The following is a 21,473-nucleotide window of genomic DNA, read 5'->3' as shown; positions in this document are numbered from 1 at the left end:
TCGATTATCGAACAGAGATCGACGCGGCGTTCATGCAGGCGCGGCGGTACTCGCCGGGCGTGACGCCGTAGGCCTGCTTGAACTGTCGATTGAGGTGGGCCTGGTCGGCGTAACCCAGGTCCACGGCGACGTTGAAGGGCAGGTAGCCGTGGCGCAGCAGGGTCCGGGCCCGGGCCAGGCGGCGCTGCTTGAGCCAGGCATGGGGCGGCAGGCCGGTGGCCTGGCGGAACACCCGGGCGAAGTAGAACGGCGACAGGTGCACGGCAGCCGCCAGTTCCTCCAGCGACGGCGGACAATCCAGGCGCGCATCCAGCAGCTCGCGGGCGCGGACCACCGCCAGCGGTTCGTTGCCCGGGGCGCGCGGGTCGCGGACCCGGGCGTGGCGCTGCATCAGCAGCAACGCTGCCTCGCGCCAGGCCGATTGCTGCTCCAGGGCGCTGGCGCCTTGCTGGGCGCAGCGGTGCAGGCCGAGCAGGGCACGGAATACCGGCGGGTCATGCAGGACACTGGCGCTGAAGCCCGGCGTGCCGCCGGCATCCAGTTCCAGTTCGTCGAGCACGCTGGTCATATGGGTCACGTCCGGGTAGCAGCCGCGGTAGCTCCAGCCGTTCTCGTGGGCGCGGGCGCCGGTATGCAGTTCCTCAGGGTTGATCAGCACTACGCTGCCCACCGGTGCCACATGGTCGGCGCCGCGGTGCCAGAAGCACTGCGCACCGGTCTCGATGGCGACGATGGAATAGCCTTCGTGCACGTGGGGAGCGAAACGCTGCTGGAAATAGCGGGCCTGGAGCAACTCGAGGTTGTCCAGCGCCGCTGCCTGCCAGAAATGGGTCTGTTCCCGTGGAACCTGTGTCATGGCGAACCGCTCAGCCAGGCGCGATAGATAAAGAAGAAGCCCATGCTCAGCAGCATGCTGAGCAGGGTATTGCGCGTCCAGAGTACCAGCACCACGGCGAGCAGCGAACCCAGCAGGTAGGGGTTGGCCGGGTCAAGGTTCAGTTGCTGCCCGGGCAGGAACACGATCGGTCCGCAGATCGCGGTGAGCATCCCGGGTACGGCGAAGCCGAGGAATTGCCGGGCGTTGGAGCTCAGGCGCAGGGGCAGGCGCGGTTCGAGAAACGCGTAGCGGTTGAGGAAGACCAGCAGGCCCATGGCCAGGATCAGGATGAAGACCATCAGCGTGCTCCGAACAATTTCTGGCAGATAAAGCCCGCGGCCATGCCCAGCAGCCCGGCGGCGACCAGCGCGGTTTCCCAGTGCCAGTAGCTGAACAGCACCGAGCAGAACAGCGAAACCGCCACGCAGACCAGCGTCGGCACGCTGCGTACCGTGGGCGCGATCAGGGCGACGAAGGTGGCGGCGATGGAGAAGTCCAGGCCCAGTTGGTCCAGGTGCGGAATGCTTTGGCCAAGGATGATCCCGGCCAGGGTGAACAGGTTCCAGGCCAGGTAGAAGGTGAAGCCGACGCCAAAGGCGTACCAACGGTTGAACTGCTGGCGGTCATACTGGCTGACCAGGGCGAAGAACTCGTCGGTGAGCAGGAAACCCAGGGTCAGGCGCCAGCGGGTCGGCAACTCCGACAGTACCGGGCGCATCGACAGGCCATAGAGCAGGTGCTGGGAGGTCAGCAGCAAGGTGGTCAGCAGTATGGAAAACAGGTTGGCGCCGCCCTTGAGCATGCCGATGGCCACCAGTTGCGCCGCTCCGGCGAAGACGATCGCCGACAAACCCTGGCTTTGCAGCGGGGTAAGCTTGGCTTCGATGGCCATGGAACCGGCCAGCAGTCCCCAGGGCGCGACGGCCAGCGACAGCGGCAGGCAGGCGATGGCGCCTTTGATACAGGCAGTACGGGCGATGGATGCAGGCATGGGCGACAACACGGCAAGGAACGGTCACGCAGCATGCCAGAGCGCCGGCCGGGCGCCTTGAACGATCTTGCTGTCTGCTACGGGTGGCTGACCAGTTGGTGTTGCGCAGCCTGGCAGCCGTTGATTTCCATGGCCTTGTGCGCGTAGGTGACGCGCTGGCTGGCGTCCAGCCTGGCGAGCAGGCGATAGACCTCGGCCTGGAAGTCACGCTGGCGCCCCCACTGCATGGCCAGGCCTTGTGGCCGTTCGCGCAGGCACAGCAGGCGCACGGCGGGTTGCGGGTAGTAGCCGGCATACATCGAACTGCGTGTCGACACCTGCTCCAGGGCCTGGCGATAGGTGCTGTCTTCCAGCACCTCGGGACACCAGTTGACCACTTCCAGCGCGGCCGGGGCAAAGCCCTGGGCGATGCTGGAGCGCAGCAACGGGCAGGCTTCGGCGGCGATCTGCCCGGCGGGAAGGTGGGTGATGTAATGCAGGGCCAGGCGGTATTCGGCCACCGGGTGCTGCAACAGCGCGGCGCGCTGCAGCAGGGCCACGGCCGGTTGCAGGGTCTGGTCCAGGGCCTGGACCTTGCGGATCAGTTCGCGGTCGGTGGGCAGGGCATCCAGCGGCAGCGCGTTGCTCTGTGCCTCGGCCTTTTCCAGCAGCGGCAGGGCCTGGCGGTAAAGCAGGTCGGCATGCGGGTCGATAACCGGGTCGCCGGCCAGTGCCGTCAGCGGCAGCAGCCACAACAGGGAGAGCAGGGGGCGGTCAACTGGCACGGGGTTGGTCCTGCGGGGCGCAATACATGAGGTCGGGCACTGTCCATAGTGAGGGAAGGGGCTCCTGGCCGAGCATTCTAACGGGATGAGGGGCGCGCCGAAACCCGTCGCGTCGGGTAGAATCCGTTGCCATTTTTTGTCTGGCACACCAGGACCCTGTGGGAGCGGGTTTACCCGCGATAGCGTCGGTGGATTCACTACCGTAATCGCGGGTAAACCCGCTCCCACAGGGTTCGCGTAGCGTCAGCGATCATCAGCGTTCCCGGAGGACCGGTGCAGCCACAACAGGGCTTTGTCCTGACCCGCCATTGGCGGGACACGCCCCAGGGCACCCAGGTGGAGTTCTGGCTGGCCACCGATGCCGGCCCGCGCCTGTTGCGCCTGCCGTTGCAGACCTCGGTGGCCTTCATCCCGGCGCAGTACGAGGCCCGCGCCCGCGAACTGCTGCGCGGCGAGCGCGACGTGGAACTGCGCCCGCTGGCCCTGCAGGACTTCGAACACCAGCCGGTGCTGGGCCTGTACTGTCGCCAGCAACGCCAGGCGATCCAGCTGGAAAAACGCCTGCGCGGCGCCGGTATCGAGGTACTGGAGGCCGATATCCGACCGCCGGAGCGCTATTTGATGGAGCGCTTCATCACTGCGCCGGTAGCGTTCAGTGGCAAGGTCGATGCCGACGGCGTTTACCTGGACGCCCAGCTCAAACCCTCCAGCGGTTACCGCCCGCACCTGAAACTGGTGTCCCTGGATATCGAGACCAGCGAGCGTGGCGAACTGTACTCCATCGCCCTTGAAGGCTGCGGCCAGAGGCAGGTGTACATGCTGGGACCGGCCAACGGCGATGGCAGCACGGTGGATTTCGACTTGATCTGGTGCGAGACCCGTGCCGAGTTGCTGCACAGCCTCAATGCCTGGCTGGACCGTCACGATCCTGATGCGATCATCGGCTGGAACCTGGTGCAGTTCGACCTACGTGTGCTCCACGAGCACAGCAAGCAACTGGACGTACCGCTATTGCTGGGCCGTGATAAGCAGCCGATGGAATGGCGCGAGCACGGCAGCCGCACGCATTTCTTCGCCGCCGCCGCCGGCCGGCTGATCATCGACGGTATCGAGGCGCTGCGCTCGGCAACCTGGAGCTTCCCGTCCTTCAGCCTGGAAAACGTGGCCCAGACCCTGCTTGGCGAAGGCAAGGCCATCGACACCCCTTACCAGCGCATGGACGAGATCAACCGCATGTTCGCCGAGGACCGTCCGGCGCTGGCGCGCTACAACCTCAAGGACTGCGAGCTGGTCACACGGATCTTCGATAAGACCCGGTTGATGGACTTCCTGCTCGAACGGGCCACGGTCACCGGATTGCCCGCAGACCGCAGCGGCGGCTCGGTGGCCGCGTTCTGCCATTTGTATATCCCGCTGATGCACCGCCTCGGCTTCGTCGCGCCGAACCTGGGCGGGCGCGAGGGCGAGGCCAGCCCTGGCGGCTTCGTCATGGATTCGCGGCCCGGGCTGTACGAATCGGTGCTGGTACTGGATTACAAGAGCCTGTACCCGTCGATCATCCGTTCCTTCCTCATCGACCCGGTGGGCCTGATCGAAGGCCTGCGCGAGCCGAACGACGAGCACTCGGTGCCGGGCTTTCGCCAGGCGCGTTTCTCGCGGACCCGGCACTGCCTGCCAGCCATCGTCGAACGGGTCTGGCAAAACCGCGAGGCGGCCAAGCGCGAAGGCAACGCGCCGCTGTCCCAGGCCTTGAAGATCATCATGAACGCCTTCTACGGCGTGCTCGGCTCCAGCGGCTGTCGCTTCTTCGACCCGCGGCTGGCCTCGTCCATCACCCTGCGTGGGCACCAGATCATGCAGCGCACCCGGCAATTGATCGAGGCCCAGGGCTATACAGTGATCTATGGCGATACCGACTCCACCTTCGTCTGGCTCAAGAGCGCCCACGCTCCGCAGGACGCCGACCGCATCGGCAAGGCGCTGGTGGCAGGGGTCAACCAGTGGTGGCGCGACCACCTGCGCGATGAGTACGGGCTCGAAAGCGCCCTGGAACTGCAATACGAGACCCATTACACGCGCTTTTTGATGCCGACCATCCGCGGCGCCGAGGAGGGCAGCAAAAAGCGCTACGCCGGCCTCGTAAGGCGCGCCGGCGGCAGTGAGGAAATGGTCTACAAGGGCCTGGAAAGCGTGCGTACCGATTGGTCGCCGCTGGCCCGGGAGTTCCAGCAGGCGCTGTACCGCAGGATTTTCCAGCGCGAGCCCTACCGCGAGTTCGTCCGCGACTACGTGCAGCGCACCCTGGCCGGCGAGCTGGACGAACTGCTGATCTACCGCAAGCGCCTGCGCCGCCCGCTGGACGACTACCAGCGCAACGTCCCGCCGCATGTCCGCGCCGCCCGGCTGGCGGACGAGTACAACGACAGCCAGGGGCGGCCGCGGCAGTACCAGCGCGGCGGCTGGATCAGCTACGTGATCACCACCAGCGGGCCGGAACCGCTGGAAAACCGGCGCAGTCCGATCGATTACGATCACTACCTCAGCCGCCAGTTGCAGCCGGTGGCGGATGCAATATTGCCCTTCGTCGGTGATGACTTCGCCGGCTTGATCGATCGGCAGATGGGGTTGTTCTAGAGGAATCTTTCGCTGCGAGGGTATCTTCCGCGCAGCTTCCCGCCATCGACTATCCTCCTGTCTAGGCGTGTCGGACTTTTCGTTTCGGCACGTGAGAAATTACCTTTCTGAAACCGAAAGTTACCTTTGTCCCGGGCAGTTGCCCTGCGCAGTCGTTTAGGCTCCGACCTTCGGATCTTTCCTTGAGGTCTGTAGTCATTGTTACGAGGAATGAAGAAGGAGAAACACATGCTCGTCCGGTCCCTGACCCTTGCCGTCCTGCTGGCCATCGCCGGTCCGCTGCTGGCCGATGACAACCCTCTGGATCTGGATGCGGGCCGGGCCCGTCCGCTGGTGGTCATCGCCCCCACCAGCGCCGACCCGCTGTTGCGAAGCCTCAACGAATCACTCAAGGACCCGGCGACCCAGGCCGGCTTCAAGGAGCGCGGCCTGGTGCTCTACAGCGTGGCCGGGATGATCGGCAAGCGTGACGACAAGAACCTCGAACAGCAGACCACCATGGCCTTGATCCGCCAGGTCAGCCGCGGCGCGCAGAACGGCACCCAGGTGACCCTAGTGGGCAAGGACGGCAGCAAGCACGTGCTGGACAACGACGGTTCGCTGGATATGAGCAAGATCTTCGCGGCGGTGGATGCGCTGCCGGCGGAAGAGAAGGCGATCAGCAAGCCGGAGCCCCAGGCGGCGCCAGCAGCCGCCGATGCCAAGGCGGGCAAGGCCGATGCCAAGCCGGCCAAGCCGGCAAAACCGCTGCCACCTCCGAAACCGCTGGAAGACTGAAACACGAACCTTGTGGGAGCGGGTTTACCCGCGATTACGTCGGTGATTCCACTATCGTAATCGCGGGTGAACCCGCTCCCACAGGATCCGCATACCGCTTTTGATCTCAACCGAAACGCCCGGCGCTATAGGGCGCCGGGTCGGTAAACGGCACTTCCCCACACATCATCTCCGCCACCAGCCTTGCCGTGACCGGCCCCAGGGTCAGGCCATGGTGGGCATGGCCGAAGTTGAACCACAGCCCTTCATGCCGTGGCGCCGGGCCGATCACCGGGCGCATGTCCGGCAGGCACGGGCGGCGCCCCAGCCACGGCTGTCTGTCGAGCCGCTCGCCCAGGGGGAACAGGCTGCGAGCGATCACCTCGCAGCGCTTCAACTGGATTTCATTGCCCGGATCCTCGCTGGCGGCGAACTCCACGCCGGTGGTCAGGCGAATGCCCTGGTCCATCGGCGCGATGACGAAGCCGGCCTCGACATCGCAGATCGAATGCCGGAGCGGCATGCCCGGACGCACCTGGAAGTGCATGTGATAGCCGCGCTTGCTCTCCAATGGAATGGCGTAGCCCAGCGGCTTCAGCACCTCGGCCGCCTGCGGGCCCAGTGCAATGACCACCTCCCGGGCATCGATCGGCCCGCGCTGGCTGCTGACCTGCCAGCCACCCTCGACCTGCCGCAGGCTGCGCGCATCGCCGTGGATGAACTGCCCGCCGCGCTGCACGAACAGGCGTGCATAGGCGCGCACCAGCGCACCGGGATTGCTTACGGTCTTGGGATCGAGCCAGTGGATGGCGCCTATGGCCGCCTGGCTCAGGCTGGGCTCCCGGGCATGCAGCTGCTGGCGGTCGAGCAGGTCGAAGGCCAGGCCGTAGGGCCCGAGATTCGCGGCATCGGCGGTGGCGGCGGCCAGGGCGCTTTGATCCCGGTACAGCTCGATCCAGCCCTCGGTCCTGACCAGCGCCTGGGCCCCGGCGGCTTCGATCAGCGGGTCGTGCTCGCTGACGCAGCGTTGCATCAACGGCTGGATGGCCCGGGTCGCGTCGGCCAGCGGGGCAGGGGCGGACTGCTGCCAGTAACGCAGCAGCCATGGCGCGACCCGTGGCAGGTAGCGCCAGTCGTAGCGCACCGCGGATTGGCGGTTGAGGCTGTAGCGAGCCAGGGTTTTCAGGTCGCGGGGAAAGGCGTAGGGCGTCACGCTGGAGCGCTGGATCAGCCCGGCATTGCCATGGCTGGTGCCGCTGCCGGGCTCGTTGCGGTCGATCAGCACGACTTGCCGTCCGCGCGCCTGCAAGTGCAGGGCGGTACTGACGCCGACGATTCCGGCACCGAGAACGAGGGTTTGGCATTGCATGCGGGTACACCTCCAGCGTGGTCAGGGTTGCTACAGACTTTGACAGATAGCGGTCATCCGGAGAAAGTCCACGGGTAGCTGATCCCAATCCAATTCCAAGCAAGGGAGCTTCAGATGTCCGCACCTGCCACACGGATTCCGTTCGCCGACCTGGTGAACCTGTTGCAGCGCATCTTCGTTCGTCATGGTTGCAGTGAAACGGTGGCCGCCACCCTCGCGGCCAACTGCGCCAGTGCCCAGCGTGATGGTGCCCATAGCCATGGCGTGTTCCGTATCCCCGGTTATCTTTCTACCCTGGCCAGCGGCTGGGTCGATGGCCGGGCCGAGCCCGTGGTCAGCGATGTGGCCAGCGGTTATGTGAGTGTCGATGCCGCTGGCGGGTTTGCCCAGCCGGCACTGGCTGCGGCCCGCGAACTGCTGGTGGACAAGGCGCGCAGCGCCGGGATCGCGGTACTGGCAGTCCAAAATTCCCACCATTTCGCCGCCTTGTGGCCGGACGTCGAGCCGTTCGCCGAACAGGGCCTGGTAGCCCTGAGCGTGGTCAACAGCATGACCTGCGTGGTGCCCGAGGGGGCGCGGCGGCCGTTGTTCGGCACCAACCCGATCGCCTTTGCCGCGCCCTGCGCGGGCGGGGCGCCGATTGTCTTCGACATGGCGACCAGCGCCATGGCCCATGGCGATGTGCAGATCGCCGCGCGCAAGGGCGAGTTGCTGCCCGAGGGCATCGGCGTTGACCGCGACGGCAGGCCCACCCGGGACCCGGCGGCGATTCTCGATGGCGGGGCGCTGCTGCCGTTCGGCGGGCACAAGGGCTCGGCATTGTCGATGATGGTCGAATTGCTGGCGGCGGCGCTGACCGGCGGCAATTTCTCCTTCGAGTTCGATTGGTCGCGGCATCCAGGGGCGAAGACGCCGTGGACCGGGCAATTGATCATCGTCATCGATCCACGCCTGGCCCAGGGCGAGCGCTTCGCCGCGCGGGCGCGGGAACTGGTGCGGCAGATGGAGGCGGCAGGGGTGACGCGGATGCCAGGTGAGCGGCGGTTCAGGGAGCGGGAGCAGTCGGCGCGGGAAGGGGTGGGCGTGACGGCGGAGGAATGGGCACAACTGCAATCCCTAGCCTAGCGCGGACCCTGTGGGAGCGGGTTCACCCGCGATTGCGTTAGTGAGTTCACCATTGCAATCGCGGGTAAACCCGCTCCCACACGGGCCGCGGTGTTTTTTCGATTCATGCACTCATGCACAAAACCCTTGCACCAAGGGCATGTTCCTGCACCGCGAGTCCGGGTATGCTCGACACACTTTGTTCGATTCATCCTGCCCCAAGGAGCTGTGCGCTGTGTTCAAACATGTCGATGCCTATGCCGGTGACCCGATTCTGTCGCTGATGGAGACCTTCAAGACCGATCCGCGTGCCAACAAGGTCAACCTGAGCATCGGCCTGTACTACGACGCGGCCGGCGTGGTGCCACAACTGGCAGCCGTGGGCGAGGCGGAGAAGCGCCTGGCCGACAAGCCCCACGAAGCCTCCCTGTACCTGCCGATGGAAGGCCTGGCCGGCTATCGCCAGGCCATCCAGAACCTGCTGTTCGGCGCCGATCACCCGGCGGTGACCAGCGGCCGCGTCGCCACCGTGCAGACGGTCGGCGGTTCCGGCGCGCTGAAGGTCGGTGCCGACTTCCTCAAGCGCTATTTCCCCGAGTCGCAGGTATGGGTCAGCAATCCGACCTGGGACAACCACCGTGCCATCTTCGAAGGTGCCGGGTTCAAGGTGAATACCTACCCGTACTTCGACCAGGCCTCCCGTGGCGTCGACTTCGACGGCATGCTGGCTACCCTGCAGACCCTGCCGGCCAACAGCATCGTCCTGCTCCACCCGTGCTGCCACAACCCCACCGGCGTCGACCTGAACCAGGCCCAATGGCAGCAGGTGATCGAAGTGGTCAAGGCGCGCGAGTTGATCCCGTTCCTCGATATCGCCTACCAGGGCTTCGGCGAAGGCCTGGTCGAGGACGCCTTCGCCATCCGCGAGGCCGCCCGTGCCGGCGTAGCGTGCCTGGTCAGCAACTCCTTCTCGAAGATCTTCTCGCTGTATGGCGAGCGGGTAGGGGGGCTGTCCGTGGTCTGCGACGATGCCCAGACCCAGGCCAGCGTACTCGGCCAGCTCAAGGCCACCGTACGCCGCAACTACTCCAGCCCGCCCACCTTCGGTGCGCAACTGGTGGCCACGGTATTGAACGATGCCGGGTTGAATGCCCAATGGGCAGCGGAAGTCGAGCAGATGCGCCTGCGTATCCTGGAGATGCGCCAGGGCCTGGTGGATGCGCTGGCGGTGTTGTTGCCGGGCCAGGACTTCTCGTTCTTCCTCAGCCAGCGCGGCATGTTCAGCTACACCGGCCTGAGCGTGGCCCAGGTGCGCCGTCTGCGCGACGAGTTCGGCGTATACCTGATCGACAGCGGCCGGGTGTGCATGTCGGGGTTGCGCCCTGACAACCTGCAGCAGGTGGCGGAGGCGATCGCTGCGGTTCAGTAAGTCTTGAGGGCCTCATCGCTGGCAAGCCAGCTCCCACAGGATCCGCGGCGCACGCGGTCTCTGTGGGAGCTGGCTTGCCAGCGATGAGGCCATCAGCAACACCTCAAAATCCTGCTGTCTATGCACCGCAAAGGTGCAACCATTCCTCGGACAGGGCTTTGCAAGTGCAACCTTTCAGCGCACAATCGCGCCCCTCTTTTATGGCCGGGGTGTGCTGAGGCGTCTATTCAGCCACTTGCGGCGCTGTTGCAGTCTTGCGAGTGGAGCTTCACCCGGAATGAACGAGCAGTCCCCGAGCGTTGAACAACGCTTCGAATCCACCCCGGCGGCGAGCCTTGCGCGCTGGGACCGTCATGACACCACCTGGATGCTTGGCCTGTTCGGCACCGCGATCGGCGCCGGCACCCTGTTCCTGCCGATCAACGCCGGCCTCGGCGGCTTCTGGCCGCTGCTGATCCTGGCGCTGCTGGCCTTCCCGATGACCTACTATGCCCACCGCGGCCTGACCCGCTTCGTCCTGTCTGGACGCAACGGCGGCGATATCACCGAGGTGGTGGAAGAGCACTTCGGCCTGAGTGCCGGTGCGATGATCACCGTGCTTTACTTCCTCGCCATCTTCCCGATCCTGCTGATCTACTCGGTGGCCCTGACCAACACCGTCGGCAGCTTCATGGAGCACCAACTGCATATCCAGCCGCCTCCGCGGGCGCTGCTGTCGTTCGTGCTGATCCTCGGCCTGCTGGCCGTCGTGCGCTGCGGCGAGCAGGCCACGGTCAAGGCCATGAGCCTGCTGGTCTACCCGTTCATCGTCGCCCTGGCGTTCCTCGCGGTGTTCCTGGTTCCGCAGTGGAACGGCGGCATCCTCAGCACCGCCGGCGATGTGCCGAGTGGCGGCGCCTTCCTGCACACACTGTGGCTGGCGATCCCGGTCATGGTCTTCTCCTTCAACCATTCGCCGATCATCTCGGCCTTTGCCGTCGACCAGAAGCGCCGCTACGGTGCCCATGCCGACGAGCGCAGCGGGCAGATCCTGGCCCGTGCCCATCTGCTGATGGTGGCGATGGTGATGTTCTTCGTGTTCAGCTGCGTGCTGACCCTGTCCCCGGCGCAACTGGCCGAGGCCAAGGCGCAGAACCTGTCGATCCTGTCGTACCTGGCCAACCACTTCAGCAACCCGACCATCGCCTTCGCCGCGCCGCTGATCGCCTTCGTCGCCATTGCCAAGTCGTTCCTCGGTCACTACATCGGCGCCAGCGAGGGCCTCAAGGGCATCATCCTCAAGACCGGCAAACGCCCGCCGGCCAAGACCCTGGACCGGGTGACCGCCGCGCTGATGCTGGTGGTGTGCTGGATCGTCGCCACCCTCAACCCGAGCATCCTCGGCATGATCGAAGCCCTGGGCGGCCCGGTGATCGCGGCGATCCTGTTCCTGATGCCGATGTACGCCATCCGCAAGGTCCCGGCGATGCGCAAGTACAGCGGCAAGGTGTCGAATGTGTTTGTTGTGGTTGTCGGCCTGGTGGCGCTGTCTTCCGTCGTCTATTCGCTGCTGCCGTAACGCGAAACCCTGTGGGAGCGGGTTCACCCGCGATTACGTCAGTGAATTCACCAATGTAATCGCGGGTGAGCCCGCTCCCACAGGGCCAATCAAGGCGGGCATGATTGTTCGGCTTTAAATCGGCAGATTGTCCACAAGAAACGTCCGACAATTCAACAATTTGCATTGCCCCATAGGTGCCGGCGCACTTTCGTGCTTAACTCTGGGTCTTTTCAACCCCGCATAAGGACTCCGCTCATGGCTCAAGTGACTCTCAAAGGCAATCCGGTTCAGGTCAAAGGCGAACTGCCGAAGGCCGGCGCCCAGGCGCCTGCGTTCTCCCTGGTTGGCGAAGGCCTGGCCGACAAGTCGCTGAAGGACTACGCCGGCAAGCGCAAGGTGCTGAACATCTTCCCGAGCGTCGATACGCCAACCTGCGCCACCTCCGTGCGCAAGTTCAATGCCCAGGCCAACGACATCGCCAATACCGTGGTGCTGTGCATTTCCGCCGACCTGCCGTTCGCCCAGGCCCGCTTCTGCGGCGCCGAAGGCCTGAGCAACGTGCAGAACCTGTCGACCCTGCGCGGCCGCGAGTTCCTCGAGAACTACGGCGTGGCCATCGCCGACGGCCCACTGGCCGGCCTGGCTGCCCGTGCGGTAGTGGTCCTGGACGAGAACGACAAGGTCCTGCACGCCGAGCTGGTGGGCGAAATCGCCGAAGAGCCGAACTACGACGCGGCCCTGGCGGTCCTGAAGTAAGGCAAGCGGCACGACGATCCTGCAACACCCTGAAACGGCCTGGCTTAGTCCAGGCCGTTTTTATTTAAAGTTCAGAAACTTGGCAACGTCAGTTATCGGTAAATTGCCGGTAAAGGCGCTTTGCTAAAACGCTTGGAGTGCTTATCGTTCAGCCTCCTTCAAAGTTTCCTGCGTACTCATGGTCGAGAACCCGATGCAATCTTCCTCCCGTTCCTCCCGCCGCTGGCTCCTGAGCCTGTTGATCCTGCTGGTCATCGCCGGCCTGTGCTGGTGGCTCTGGCCCAGCGCACAGTCCCACACCACGCCGGCCGCCCAGGGCGAAGCCAAAGGCAATGCCGGTGGTCGCCGCGGCGCCATGGCCGGGGTCGGCGGCGGCCGCCCGGGCTTCGGCTCGTCCACTGCCAGCGTCCCGGTGCGGGTGGCCGCGGCCACGGTTGGCGACTTCCCGGTCTATTACAAGGCGCTGGGGACCGTGACCGCGACCAACACGGTCAATGTGCGCAGCCGGGTGGCGGGGGAACTGGTCAAGGTCTACTTCAAGGAAGGCCAGCAGGTGAAGGCCGGCGACCTGCTCGCCGAGATCGACCCGCGCAGCTACCAGATCGCCCTGCAGCAGGCCGAGGGCACCCTGGCGCAGAACCAGGCGCAACTGAAGAACGCGCAGATCGACCTGGCCCGCTACAAGGGCCTGTATGCCGAGGACAGCATCGCCAAGCAGACCCTCGACACCCAGGCCGCGCTGGTCGCGCAGTACGAAGGCACGATCAAGACCAACCAGGCCGCGGTGGGCGACGCCAGGCTCAATCTCGACTTCACCAAGATCCGCGCCCCGATCTCCGGCCGTCTCGGCCTGCGCCAGCTCGACCTCGGCAACCTGGTGGCGGCCAACGACACCACCGCCCTGGTGGTGATCACCCAGACCCAGCCGATCACCGTCGCCTTCACCCTGCCGGAAAACGAGCTGGACACCGTGCTGGCCCGCTTCCGTACCGGTACGCCGCTGCCGGTGGAGGCCTGGGACCGTGGCGACACGCGCCAGCAGGCCACCGGCGTGCTGGCGAGCATCGATAACCAGATCGACATCACCACCGGTACCCTCAAGTTCAAGGCGCGTTTCGAAAACCGCGACGAGGCCCTGTTCCCCAACCAGTTCGTCAACGCCCGGCTGCTGGCCGACACCCTCAAGGACGTGGTGCTGGCGCCGGCGGCGGCGATCCAGTTCGGCAGCAACGGCACCTTCGTCTATGTCATCGACGACGAGAACAAGGTGCATATCCGCAACCTCAAGGTCGGCGCCAGCGATGGTGAACGCACCGTGGTCAAGGAAGGCCTGGCCAAGGGCGAGCGGGTAGTGCTGGAAGGCACCGACCGCCTGCGCGATGGCACCAAGGTCGATGTGGTGGACGACCCGGCCAAGGTTCCGACCACTCCCGGCCAGCACCTGCAAGGCCAGGACAAGCCCGAGGTCTCCGAAGCCCCGGCATCCAGCGGCAAGGCCGGCGCATGAACCTCTCGCGCCTGTTCATTCTCCGCCCGGTCGCCACCACCCTGAGCATGCTGGCCATCGTCCTGGCCGGCCTGATCGCCTACAAGCTGCTGCCGGTGGCGGCGCTGCCCCAGGTCGACTACCCGACCATCCGGGTCATGACCCTGTACCCCGGCGCCAGCCCGCAGGTGATGACCAGCGCGGTGACCGCCCCGCTGGAACGCCAGTTCGGGCAGATGCCGGGCCTGGAACAGATGGCCTCGACCAGCTCCGGCGGCGCCTCGGTGCTGACCCTGCGCTTCAGCCTGGAAATGAACATGGACGTCGCCGAGCAGCAGGTACAGGCGGCGATCAACGCCGCCAGCAACCTGTTGCCCAGCGATCTGCCGGCGCCGCCGGTGTACAACAAGGTCAACCCGGCCGATACCCCGGTGCTGACCCTGGCGATTTCATCGAAGACCATGCCGCTGCCCAAGCTCAACGACCTGGTCGATACGCGCATGGCGCAGAAGATCGCCCAGATCAGCGGCGTCGGCATGGTCAGTATCGCCGGTGGCCAGCGCCAGGCGGTGCGGATCAAGGTCAACCCCGACGCCCTCGCGGCAGCAGGGCTGAACCTGGCCGACGTGCGCACCCTGATCGGCGCGTCCAACGTCAACCAGCCCAAGGGCAACTTCGATGGCCCGACCCGGGTGTCGATGCTGGACGCCAACGACCAGCTGCGCTCTCCCGAGGAATACGCCAACCTGATCCTCGCCTACAACAACGGCGCGCCGCTGCGCCTGAAGGATGTCGCCGAGATCGTCGATGGTGCCGAGAACGAGCGCCTGGCCGCCTGGGCCAACCAGAACCAGGCGGTGCTGGTGAATATCCAGCGCCAGCCGGGGGCCAACGTGATCGAGGTGGTGGACCGGATCAAGACCATGCTCCCGGAAATCACCGACAACCTCCCGGCCGGCCTGGACGTCAGCGTGCTCACCGACCGCACCCAGACCATCCGCGCCTCGGTGCGCGACGTGCAGCACGAACTGCTGTTCGCCATCGCCCTGGTGGTGATGGTGACCTTCCTGTTCCTGCGCCGCGTCAGCGCCACCCTGATTCCGTCCATCGCCGTGCCGCTGTCGCTGATCGGCACCTTCGGCGTCATGTACCTGGCCGGCTTCTCCATCAACAACCTGACCCTGATGGCCCTGACCATCGCCACCGGTTTCGTGGTGGACGACGCCATCGTCATGCTGGAGAACATCGCCCGCCACATCGAGGAAGGCGAGACGCCCCTGCAGGCCGCGCTCAAGGGCGCGCGGCAGATCGGCTTCACCCTGATCTCGCTGACGTTCTCGCTGATCGCGGTGCTGATCCCGCTGCTGTTCATGGCCGACGTGGTGGGGCGGCTGTTCCGCGAATTCGCCATTACCCTGGCGGTGGCGATCCTGATTTCCCTGGTGGTATCCCTGACTCTGACCCCGATGATGTGCGCGCGCCTGCTCAAGCGTGAACCCAAGGAGCAGGAGCAGAGCCGCTTCTACCGGGCCAGCGGCGCCTGGATCGACTGGCTGATCGAGCATTACGGCCGTGGCCTGCAATGGGTGCTCAGGCACCAGCCGCTGACCCTGCTGGTGGCGGTGGCGACCCTGGGCCTGACCGTGCTGCTGTATATCGCCGTGCCCAAGGGTTTCTTCCCGGTGCAGGACACCGGGGTGATCCAGGGCATTTCCGAGGCGCCGCAGGCCACGTCCTTCGCCGCCATGAGCCAGCGCCAGCAGGAACTGGCGGCACTGATCCTCGAGGACCCGGCCGTGGACAGCCTGTCGTCCTATATCGGCGTCGATGGGGACAACGCCACGCTCAACAGCGGGCGCTTCCTGATCAACCTCAAGCCCCACGGCGAGCGTGACCTGACCGCCGCCCAGGTGATCGCCCGCCTGCAACCGCAGGTCGACCGCCTCAGCGGCATCCGCCTGTTCATGCAGCCGGTGCAGGACCTGAGCATCGAGGACCGGGTCAGCCGTACCCAGTACCAGTTCAGCCTGTCGTCGCCGGATGCCGAGCTGCTTTCGCAGTGGAGCGGCAAGCTGGTGCATGGCCTGCAGCAATACCCGCAACTGACCGACGTCGCCAGCGATCTGCAGGACAAGGGCCTGCAGGTGTTCCTGGTGATCGACCGCGACGCCGCCAGCCGCCTTGGGGTGACCGTTTCGGAAATCACCAACGCCCTGTACGACGCCTTCGGCCAGCGCCAGATTTCCACCATCTACACCCAGGCCAGCCAGTACCGCGTGGTGCTCCAGGCCGAGGCCGCGGCCACCCTCGGGCCCAAGGCGCTGGACGGCATCTATGTCAAGACCACCGCCGGCAGCCAGGTGCGCCTGTCGGCCTTGGCCCATGTCGAGGAGCGCCAGGCGCAACTGGCGATTTCCCATATCGGCCAGTTCCCGGCGGTGACCCTGTCGTTCAACCTGGCCGAGGGCGTGTCCCTGGGCGAGGGCGTGCAACTGATCGAGCAGGTGCAGAAGGACATCGGCATGCCGCTGGGCGTGCAGACCCGCTTCGAGGGCGCGGCGCAAGCCTTCCAGGCCTCGCTGTCGAGCACATTGCTGCTGATCCTCGCTGCCGTGGTAACCATGTACATCGTCCTTGGCGTGCTCTACGAGAGCTACATCCATCCGGTCACCATCCTCTCGACCCTGCCTTCGGCGGCGGTGGGCGCCTTGCTCGCGCTGATCCTCAGCGGCAACGACCTGGGCATGATCGCCATCATCGGCATCATCCTGCTGATCGGCATCGTCAAGAAGAACGCGATCATGATGATCGACTTCGCCCTGGAGGCCGAACGCAACCAGGGCATGGAGCCGCAGAAGGCCATCTACCAGGCGGCGCTGCTGCGCTTCCGGCCGATCCTGATGACCACCCTGGCGGCGCTGTTCGGTGCGGTGCCATTGATGCTCGCCAGCGGTTCCGGTGCCGAGCTGCGCCAACCGCTGGGCCTGGTGATGGTCGGTGGCCTGGCCCTGAGCCAGGTCCTGACCCTGTTCACCACGCCGGTGATCTACCTGTACTTCGATCGCCTGGCGCGGCGCTTCAAGCCGCAGCCGGCGGCCAGCGGGGAGCAGGCATGAGCATCATGGCCGTGATGAGCGGGAGCCTGTCGTGAACCTCTCCGCGCCTTTCATCCGTCGCCCGGTGGCGACCATGCTCCTGAGCCTTGCGATCATGCTCCTCGGTGCGGTGAGCTTCGGCCTGTTGCCAGTGGCACCGTTGCCGAAGATGGACTTTCCGGTGATCGTGGTCTCGGCCAGCCTCCCGGGCGCCAGCCCCGAGGTGATGGCGGCGACCGTGGCCACGCCGCTGGAGCGCAAGCTGGGCACCATCGCCGGGGTCACCACCCTGACCAGCAGTTCCAGCCAGGGCTCGACCCGGGTCATTCTCGGCTTCGACCTGGACCGCGATATCGACGGCGCCGCGCGGGAAGTGCAGGCGGCCATCAATGCCGCGCGCAACCTGCTGCCCAGCGGCATGAAAAGCATGCCCACCTACAAGAAGATCAACCCGTCGCAAGCACCGATCATGGTGCTGTCGCTGACGTCCGACGTGCTGCAGAAGGGCCAGCTCTACGACCTGGCCTCGACCATCCTGTCGCAGAGCCTGTCGCAGGTGGCCGGGGTAGGGGAGGTGCAGATCGGCGGCAGCTCGCTGCCGGCGGTGCGCATCGAGCTGCAGCCGAAGATGCTTGCCCAGTACGGCCTGGCCCTGGAAGACGTGCGCGAGAGCGTGGCCGCGGCCAACCAGCGCCGGCCCATGGGCTTTATCGAGGACGCCGGGCGCAATTGGCAGGTGCGGGCCAACGACCAGCTGGAAAAGGCCAAGGACTACGAACCGCTGGTGATCCGCTACCAGGACGGCTCGGTGCTGCGCCTGAGCGATGTGGCGAAGGTCAGCGACGGCGTGGAGAACCGCTACAACAGCGGCTTCTTCAATGACCAGGAAGCGGTGCTGCTGGTGATCAACCGGCAGACCAACGCCAACATCATCCAGACCGTGGCGCAGATCAAGGAACAGCTGCCGGCCCTGCAATCGCTGCTGCCGTCCAGCGTTACCCTGAACATCGCCATGGACCGCTCGCCGGTGATCAAGGCGACCCTCAAGGAAGCCGAGCACACCCTGCTGATCGCCGTGGTCCTGGTGGTGCTGGTGGTGTACCTGTTCCTCGGCAATTTCCGCGCCTCGCTGATCCCGACCCTGGCGGTGCCGGTGTCGCTGGTGGGTACCTTCGCGGTCATGTACCTGTGCGGTTTTTCCTTGAACAACCTGTCGCTGATGGCGCTGATCCTTGCCACGGGCCTGGTGGTGGACGATGCCATCGTGGTCCTGGAGAACATTTCGCGGCATATCGAGGACGGCCAGCCGCCCCTGCGCGCGGCCTATCTCGGAACCCGCGAGGTAGGCTTCACCCTGCTGTCGATGAACGTCTCGCTGGTGGCGGTGTTCGTCTCCATCCTGTTCATGGGCGGCATCGTCAACGCGCTGTTCCGCGAGTTCTCCATCACCCTGGCGGCGGCGATCATCGTCTCCCTGGTGGTGTCCCTGACCCTGACCCCGATGCTCTGCTCGCGCTGGCTCAAGCCCCACGATCCGGCGGCGGGGCAGACCCGCCTGCAACGCTGGAGCGAGCGGGTCAACCAGCGCATGGTCGCCGGTTACGACCGCAGCCTCGGCTGGGCCCTGCGTCATCGGCGCTTGACCCTGCTCAGCCTGTTCGTCGCCATCGGGGTGAATATCGCCCTGTATGTGGTGGTGCCCAAGACCCTGATGCCCCAACAGGACACCGGCCAGTTGATGGGCTTCGTGCGCGGTGACGACGGCCTGTCGTTCAGCGTGATGCAGCCGAAGATGGAGATCTACCGGCGTGCCTTGCTCGCCGATCCGGCGGTGCAGAGCGTGGCCGGCTTCATTGGCGGCAACAGCGGCACCAACAACGCGATGGTCCTGGTGCGCCTGAAGCCGATCAAGGAACGCAAGCTTTCGGCCCAGCAGGTGATCGAGCGCCTGCGCAAGGAAATGCCCCTGGTGCCCGGCGGACGCCTGTTCCTCCAGGCCGACCAGGACCTGCAACTGGGCGGGGGCGGTCGCGACCAGACCACCTCGCAGTACCTCTACACCCTGCAAAGCGGTGACCTGGGGGCATTGCGCAACTGGTACCCGAAGGTGGTCGCGGCCCTGCGTGCGCTGCCCGAACTGACCGCCATCGACGCCCGCGACGGCGGCGGCACCCAGCAGGTGACCCTGGTGGTCGACCGCGACCAGGCCAAGCGCCTGGGCATCGACATGAACATGGTCACCGCCGTGCTCAACAACGCCTACAGCCAGCGGCAGATCTCGACCATCTACGACAGCCTGAACCAGTACCAGGTGGTGATGGAGATCAACCCGAAGTACGCCCAGGACCCGAGCACCCTGGAGCAGGTCCAGGTGATCACCGCCGACGGCGCGCGGGTGCCCTTGTCCACCTTCGCCCGTTACGAGAACACCCTGGCCGATGACCGGGTCAGTCACGAAGGGCAGTTCGCCGCGGAGGACATCTCCTTCGATATCGCTGAGGGCTACACCCCGGACGTAGCCCTGGCGGCGGTGGAGCGTGCGGTGGCCGCGGTCGGTTTGCCCGAAGACGTCATCGCCAAGCTCGGCGGCAATGCCAACGCCTTCGTCAAGACCCAGCAGGGCCAGCCGCTGATGATCCTCGGCGCACTGGTGCTGGTGTACCTGGTGCTGGGCATTCTCTATGAAAGCTACATTCACCCGTTGACCATCCTCTCGACCCTGCCCTCGGCGGGCGTCGGCGCCTTGCTGACCCTGTACGTCACCGGTGGCGAGTTCAGCCTGATCTCGTTGCTGGGGCTGTTCCTGCTGATCGGCGTGGTGAAGAAAAACGCCATCCTGATGATCGACCTTGCCTTGCAACTCGAGCGCCACGAGGGCCTGGACCCCGAAGAATCGATTCGCCGCGCCTGCCTGCTGCGCCTGCGGCCGATCCTGATGACCACCCTGGCGGCGATCCTCGGTGCCCTGCCGTTGCTGCTGGGCAATGCCGAGGGCTCGGAAATGCGCCAGCCATTGGGCCTGACCATCATCGGCGGCCTGGTTTTCAGCCAGGTCCTCACGCTCTACACCACCCCGGTGGTCTACCTCTACCTGGACCGCGCCCGCCACCGCTTCAACCGCTGGCGCGGCGTGCGCACCGATGCCGCTTTGGAAACCCCGCTATGAGCCAACGCCTGCTTCTTTCCGATTCTTCGCTGATGCGCCTGCTCGGGGCCCGTGGCTCGCGCCTGCTGGCGGCCGGCCTGTGCGTGGCGATGCTCAGCGCCTGCACCCTGAGCCCGGATTACCATCGCCCGGCCATGCACACCGACGTGCCGTTCAAGCATGCCGAGGGCTGGACCCAGGCTACGCCGTCCGACACCCTGGCCCGTGGAGCCTGGTGGGAGCTGTATGGCGATGCGCAACTCAACGCGCTGGTCGCCGAACTCAATGCCAACAACCAGACCGTGCGCCAGTACGAGGCCCAGTACCGCCAGGCCCAGGCCCTGATGCGCAGCTCGCGGGCCTCGCTGTTCCCCAGCCTCGATCTCAGCGCCAGCAAGACCCGTTCGAGCCAGGGCACCGGGAGTTCGAGCTCCAGCCTGAGCAACAACAGCAGCGGGATCCGCGACACCTACAGCGCGCAACTGGGGGTGAGCTGGGAAATCGACCTGTGGGGCAAGCTGCGCGAGGGGCTCAACGCCAACGAGGCCAGCGCCGAGGCAAGCTTCGCCGAAATGGCCTCGATCCGCCTGAGCCAGCAGTCGGAATTGGTGCAGAACTACCTGCAACTGCGGGTGATCGACCAGCAGAAGCGCTTGCTCGAAGCGACCCTGGCGGCGTACCAGCGTTCGCTGAAGATGACCCAGAACCAGTACCAGGCCGGGGTGTCCGGCAAGGACGCGGTCGCCCAGGCGCAAACCCAGCTCAAGACCACCGAGGCCGACCTTGTGGATCTGGTCTGGCAGCGTGCGCAGTACGAGAACGCCATCGCCGTGTTGCTGGGCAAGGTGCCGGCGGAGTTTTCCCTGGCCGCCACCGATACTATTCCGGCCCTGCCGCAGATTCCGCTGTCGCTGCCGTCGCAGTTGCTGGAGCGCCGTCCCGATATCGCCGCCGCCGAGCGCAACGTGATGGCCGCCAACGCCAATATCGGCGTGGCCCGGGCCGCTTATTTCCCGGATTTGAGCCTGAGCATGAACGGCGGCTACAGCAGTAGCAGTTTCAGCAACTGGATCAGCCTGCCCAACCGCTTCTGGTCGGTAGGGCCGAGCCTGGCCATGACCCTGTTCGACGCCGGCAAGCGCTCGGCCGAGGTAGACCGTACCGAAGCGGTGTACGACCAGACCGTGGCGCAGTACCGCCAGACCGTGCTGGATGGTTTCCGCGAGGTGGAAAACTACCTGGTGCAGCTCAAGGTGTATGGCGATGAGGCGGTGGTGCGTCAGGAAGCGCTGGAATCGGCGCGCGAATCCCTGCGCCTGACCGAGAACCAGTACAAGGCCGGGCTGATCGGCTACCTGGACGTGGTGAATGTGCAGACCACGGCGCTGAGCAACGAGCGCAGCGTACTCAACCTGCTGCAGGGCCGGCTGGTGGCCAGTGTCCAGCTGATTGCCGCGCTGGGCGGTGGGTGGGATGGGCAGATGACCGCGGCGCAGGAGTAGCGCCTTCTCTTGGCCGACGCGGACC

15 protein-coding genes are annotated in these 21,473 nt (G+C 65.6%); 10 read left to right on the top strand and 5 right to left on the bottom strand.

The window, feature by feature from the left end; genetic code table 11:
* Positions 1-4: 4 nt before the first annotated feature.
* From ACKLLE_RS25960 to ACKLLE_RS25945, 4 genes are all read right to left on the bottom strand, one after another.
* Complete coding sequence (locus tag ACKLLE_RS25960; RefSeq protein ID WP_064303072.1) at positions 5-856, bottom strand: helix-turn-helix transcriptional regulator; 852 nt, start codon at positions 854-856, stop codon at positions 5-7.
* Positions 853-1,176: an AzlD domain-containing protein gene (locus ACKLLE_RS25955; protein ID WP_420059449.1), complete on the bottom strand. Its 324-nt coding sequence runs from the start codon at positions 1,174-1,176 to the stop codon at positions 853-855. The genes ACKLLE_RS25960 and ACKLLE_RS25955 overlap by 4 nt, the downstream gene beginning before the upstream one ends.
* Complete coding sequence (locus tag ACKLLE_RS25950; RefSeq protein WP_420059448.1) at positions 1,176-1,868, bottom strand: AzlC family ABC transporter permease; 693 nt, start codon at positions 1,866-1,868, stop codon at positions 1,176-1,178. The genes ACKLLE_RS25955 and ACKLLE_RS25950 overlap by 1 nt, the downstream gene beginning before the upstream one ends.
* A gap of 77 nt (positions 1,869-1,945) precedes the next feature.
* Positions 1,946-2,632: a sel1 repeat family protein gene (locus ACKLLE_RS25945; protein ID WP_420059447.1), complete on the bottom strand. Its 687-nt coding sequence runs from the start codon at positions 2,630-2,632 to the stop codon at positions 1,946-1,948.
* Between the two features lie 273 nt (positions 2,633-2,905).
* Between ACKLLE_RS25945 and ACKLLE_RS25940 the strand changes: the two genes are divergently transcribed.
* Together ACKLLE_RS25940 and ACKLLE_RS25935 are read left to right on the top strand one after the other, a co-directional pair.
* The gene (locus ACKLLE_RS25940; protein WP_420059446.1) at positions 2,906-5,266 is read left to right on the top strand and encodes a DNA polymerase II; all 2,361 of its coding nucleotides are present in this window, start codon (positions 2,906-2,908) and stop codon (positions 5,264-5,266) included.
* Positions 5,267-5,494: 228 nt separating this feature from the next.
* Positions 5,495-6,043, top strand: coding sequence for a DUF4174 domain-containing protein (locus ACKLLE_RS25935; RefSeq protein WP_064303076.1), 549 nt, complete (start codon positions 5,495-5,497; stop codon positions 6,041-6,043).
* A gap of 106 nt (positions 6,044-6,149) precedes the next feature.
* Here the strand turns inward: ACKLLE_RS25935 and ACKLLE_RS25930 are convergent, their stop codons facing one another.
* Positions 6,150-7,391 (bottom strand): NAD(P)/FAD-dependent oxidoreductase, encoded by a 1,242-nt coding sequence (locus ACKLLE_RS25930; protein WP_420059445.1) that lies wholly within the window; start codon positions 7,389-7,391, stop codon positions 6,150-6,152.
* A gap of 114 nt (positions 7,392-7,505) precedes the next feature.
* Between ACKLLE_RS25930 and ACKLLE_RS25925 the strand changes: the two genes are divergently transcribed.
* The 8 genes from ACKLLE_RS25925 (at position 7,506) to ACKLLE_RS25890 (ending at position 21,448) form a co-directional block, all read left to right on the top strand.
* Positions 7,506-8,516, top strand: coding sequence for an Ldh family oxidoreductase (locus ACKLLE_RS25925; protein WP_420059444.1), 1,011 nt, complete (start codon positions 7,506-7,508; stop codon positions 8,514-8,516).
* Between the two features lie 214 nt (positions 8,517-8,730).
* Positions 8,731-9,924, top strand: a complete 1,194-nt coding sequence (locus tag ACKLLE_RS25920; protein WP_420059443.1) for an amino acid aminotransferase — start codon at positions 8,731-8,733, stop codon at positions 9,922-9,924.
* Between the two features lie 277 nt (positions 9,925-10,201).
* Entirely contained in the window at positions 10,202-11,482 is a 1,281-nt protein-coding gene (locus ACKLLE_RS25915) for a serine/threonine transporter (protein WP_420059442.1), read from the top strand.
* Positions 11,483-11,719: 237 nt separating this feature from the next.
* Positions 11,720-12,220 (top strand): thiol peroxidase, encoded by a 501-nt coding sequence (gene tpx, locus ACKLLE_RS25910; protein WP_009400333.1) that lies wholly within the window; start codon positions 11,720-11,722, stop codon positions 12,218-12,220.
* Positions 12,221-12,398: 178 nt separating this feature from the next.
* A complete protein-coding gene (locus tag ACKLLE_RS25905; protein WP_420059441.1) occupies positions 12,399-13,727 on the top strand; it encodes an MdtA/MuxA family multidrug efflux RND transporter periplasmic adaptor subunit in 1,329 nt (442 codons plus the stop codon).
* Positions 13,724-16,822, top strand: a complete 3,099-nt coding sequence (locus ACKLLE_RS25900; RefSeq protein ID WP_420059440.1) for an MdtB/MuxB family multidrug efflux RND transporter permease subunit — start codon at positions 13,724-13,726, stop codon at positions 16,820-16,822. Before ACKLLE_RS25905 ends, ACKLLE_RS25900 begins: the two co-directional genes overlap by 4 nt.
* A 31-nt stretch (positions 16,823-16,853) precedes the next feature.
* On the top strand, positions 16,854-19,967 hold the full coding sequence (locus ACKLLE_RS25895; protein ID WP_420059439.1) for an efflux RND transporter permease subunit: 3,114 nt from the start codon (positions 16,854-16,856) through the stop codon (positions 19,965-19,967).
* The gene (locus ACKLLE_RS25890; protein ID WP_420059438.1) at positions 19,964-21,448 is read left to right on the top strand and encodes an efflux transporter outer membrane subunit; all 1,485 of its coding nucleotides are present in this window, start codon (positions 19,964-19,966) and stop codon (positions 21,446-21,448) included. Before ACKLLE_RS25895 ends, ACKLLE_RS25890 begins: the two co-directional genes overlap by 4 nt.
* The last annotated feature ends 25 nt before the right edge of the window (positions 21,449-21,473 follow it).

This window comes from Pseudomonas bharatica (assembly GCF_048586865.1).
Taxonomy (GTDB): domain Bacteria; phylum Pseudomonadota; class Gammaproteobacteria; order Pseudomonadales; family Pseudomonadaceae; genus Aquipseudomonas; species Aquipseudomonas bharatica.
The sequence above is the reverse complement of the archived record's forward strand: the minus strand, read 5'-3'. Positions and strand labels throughout refer to the sequence as shown.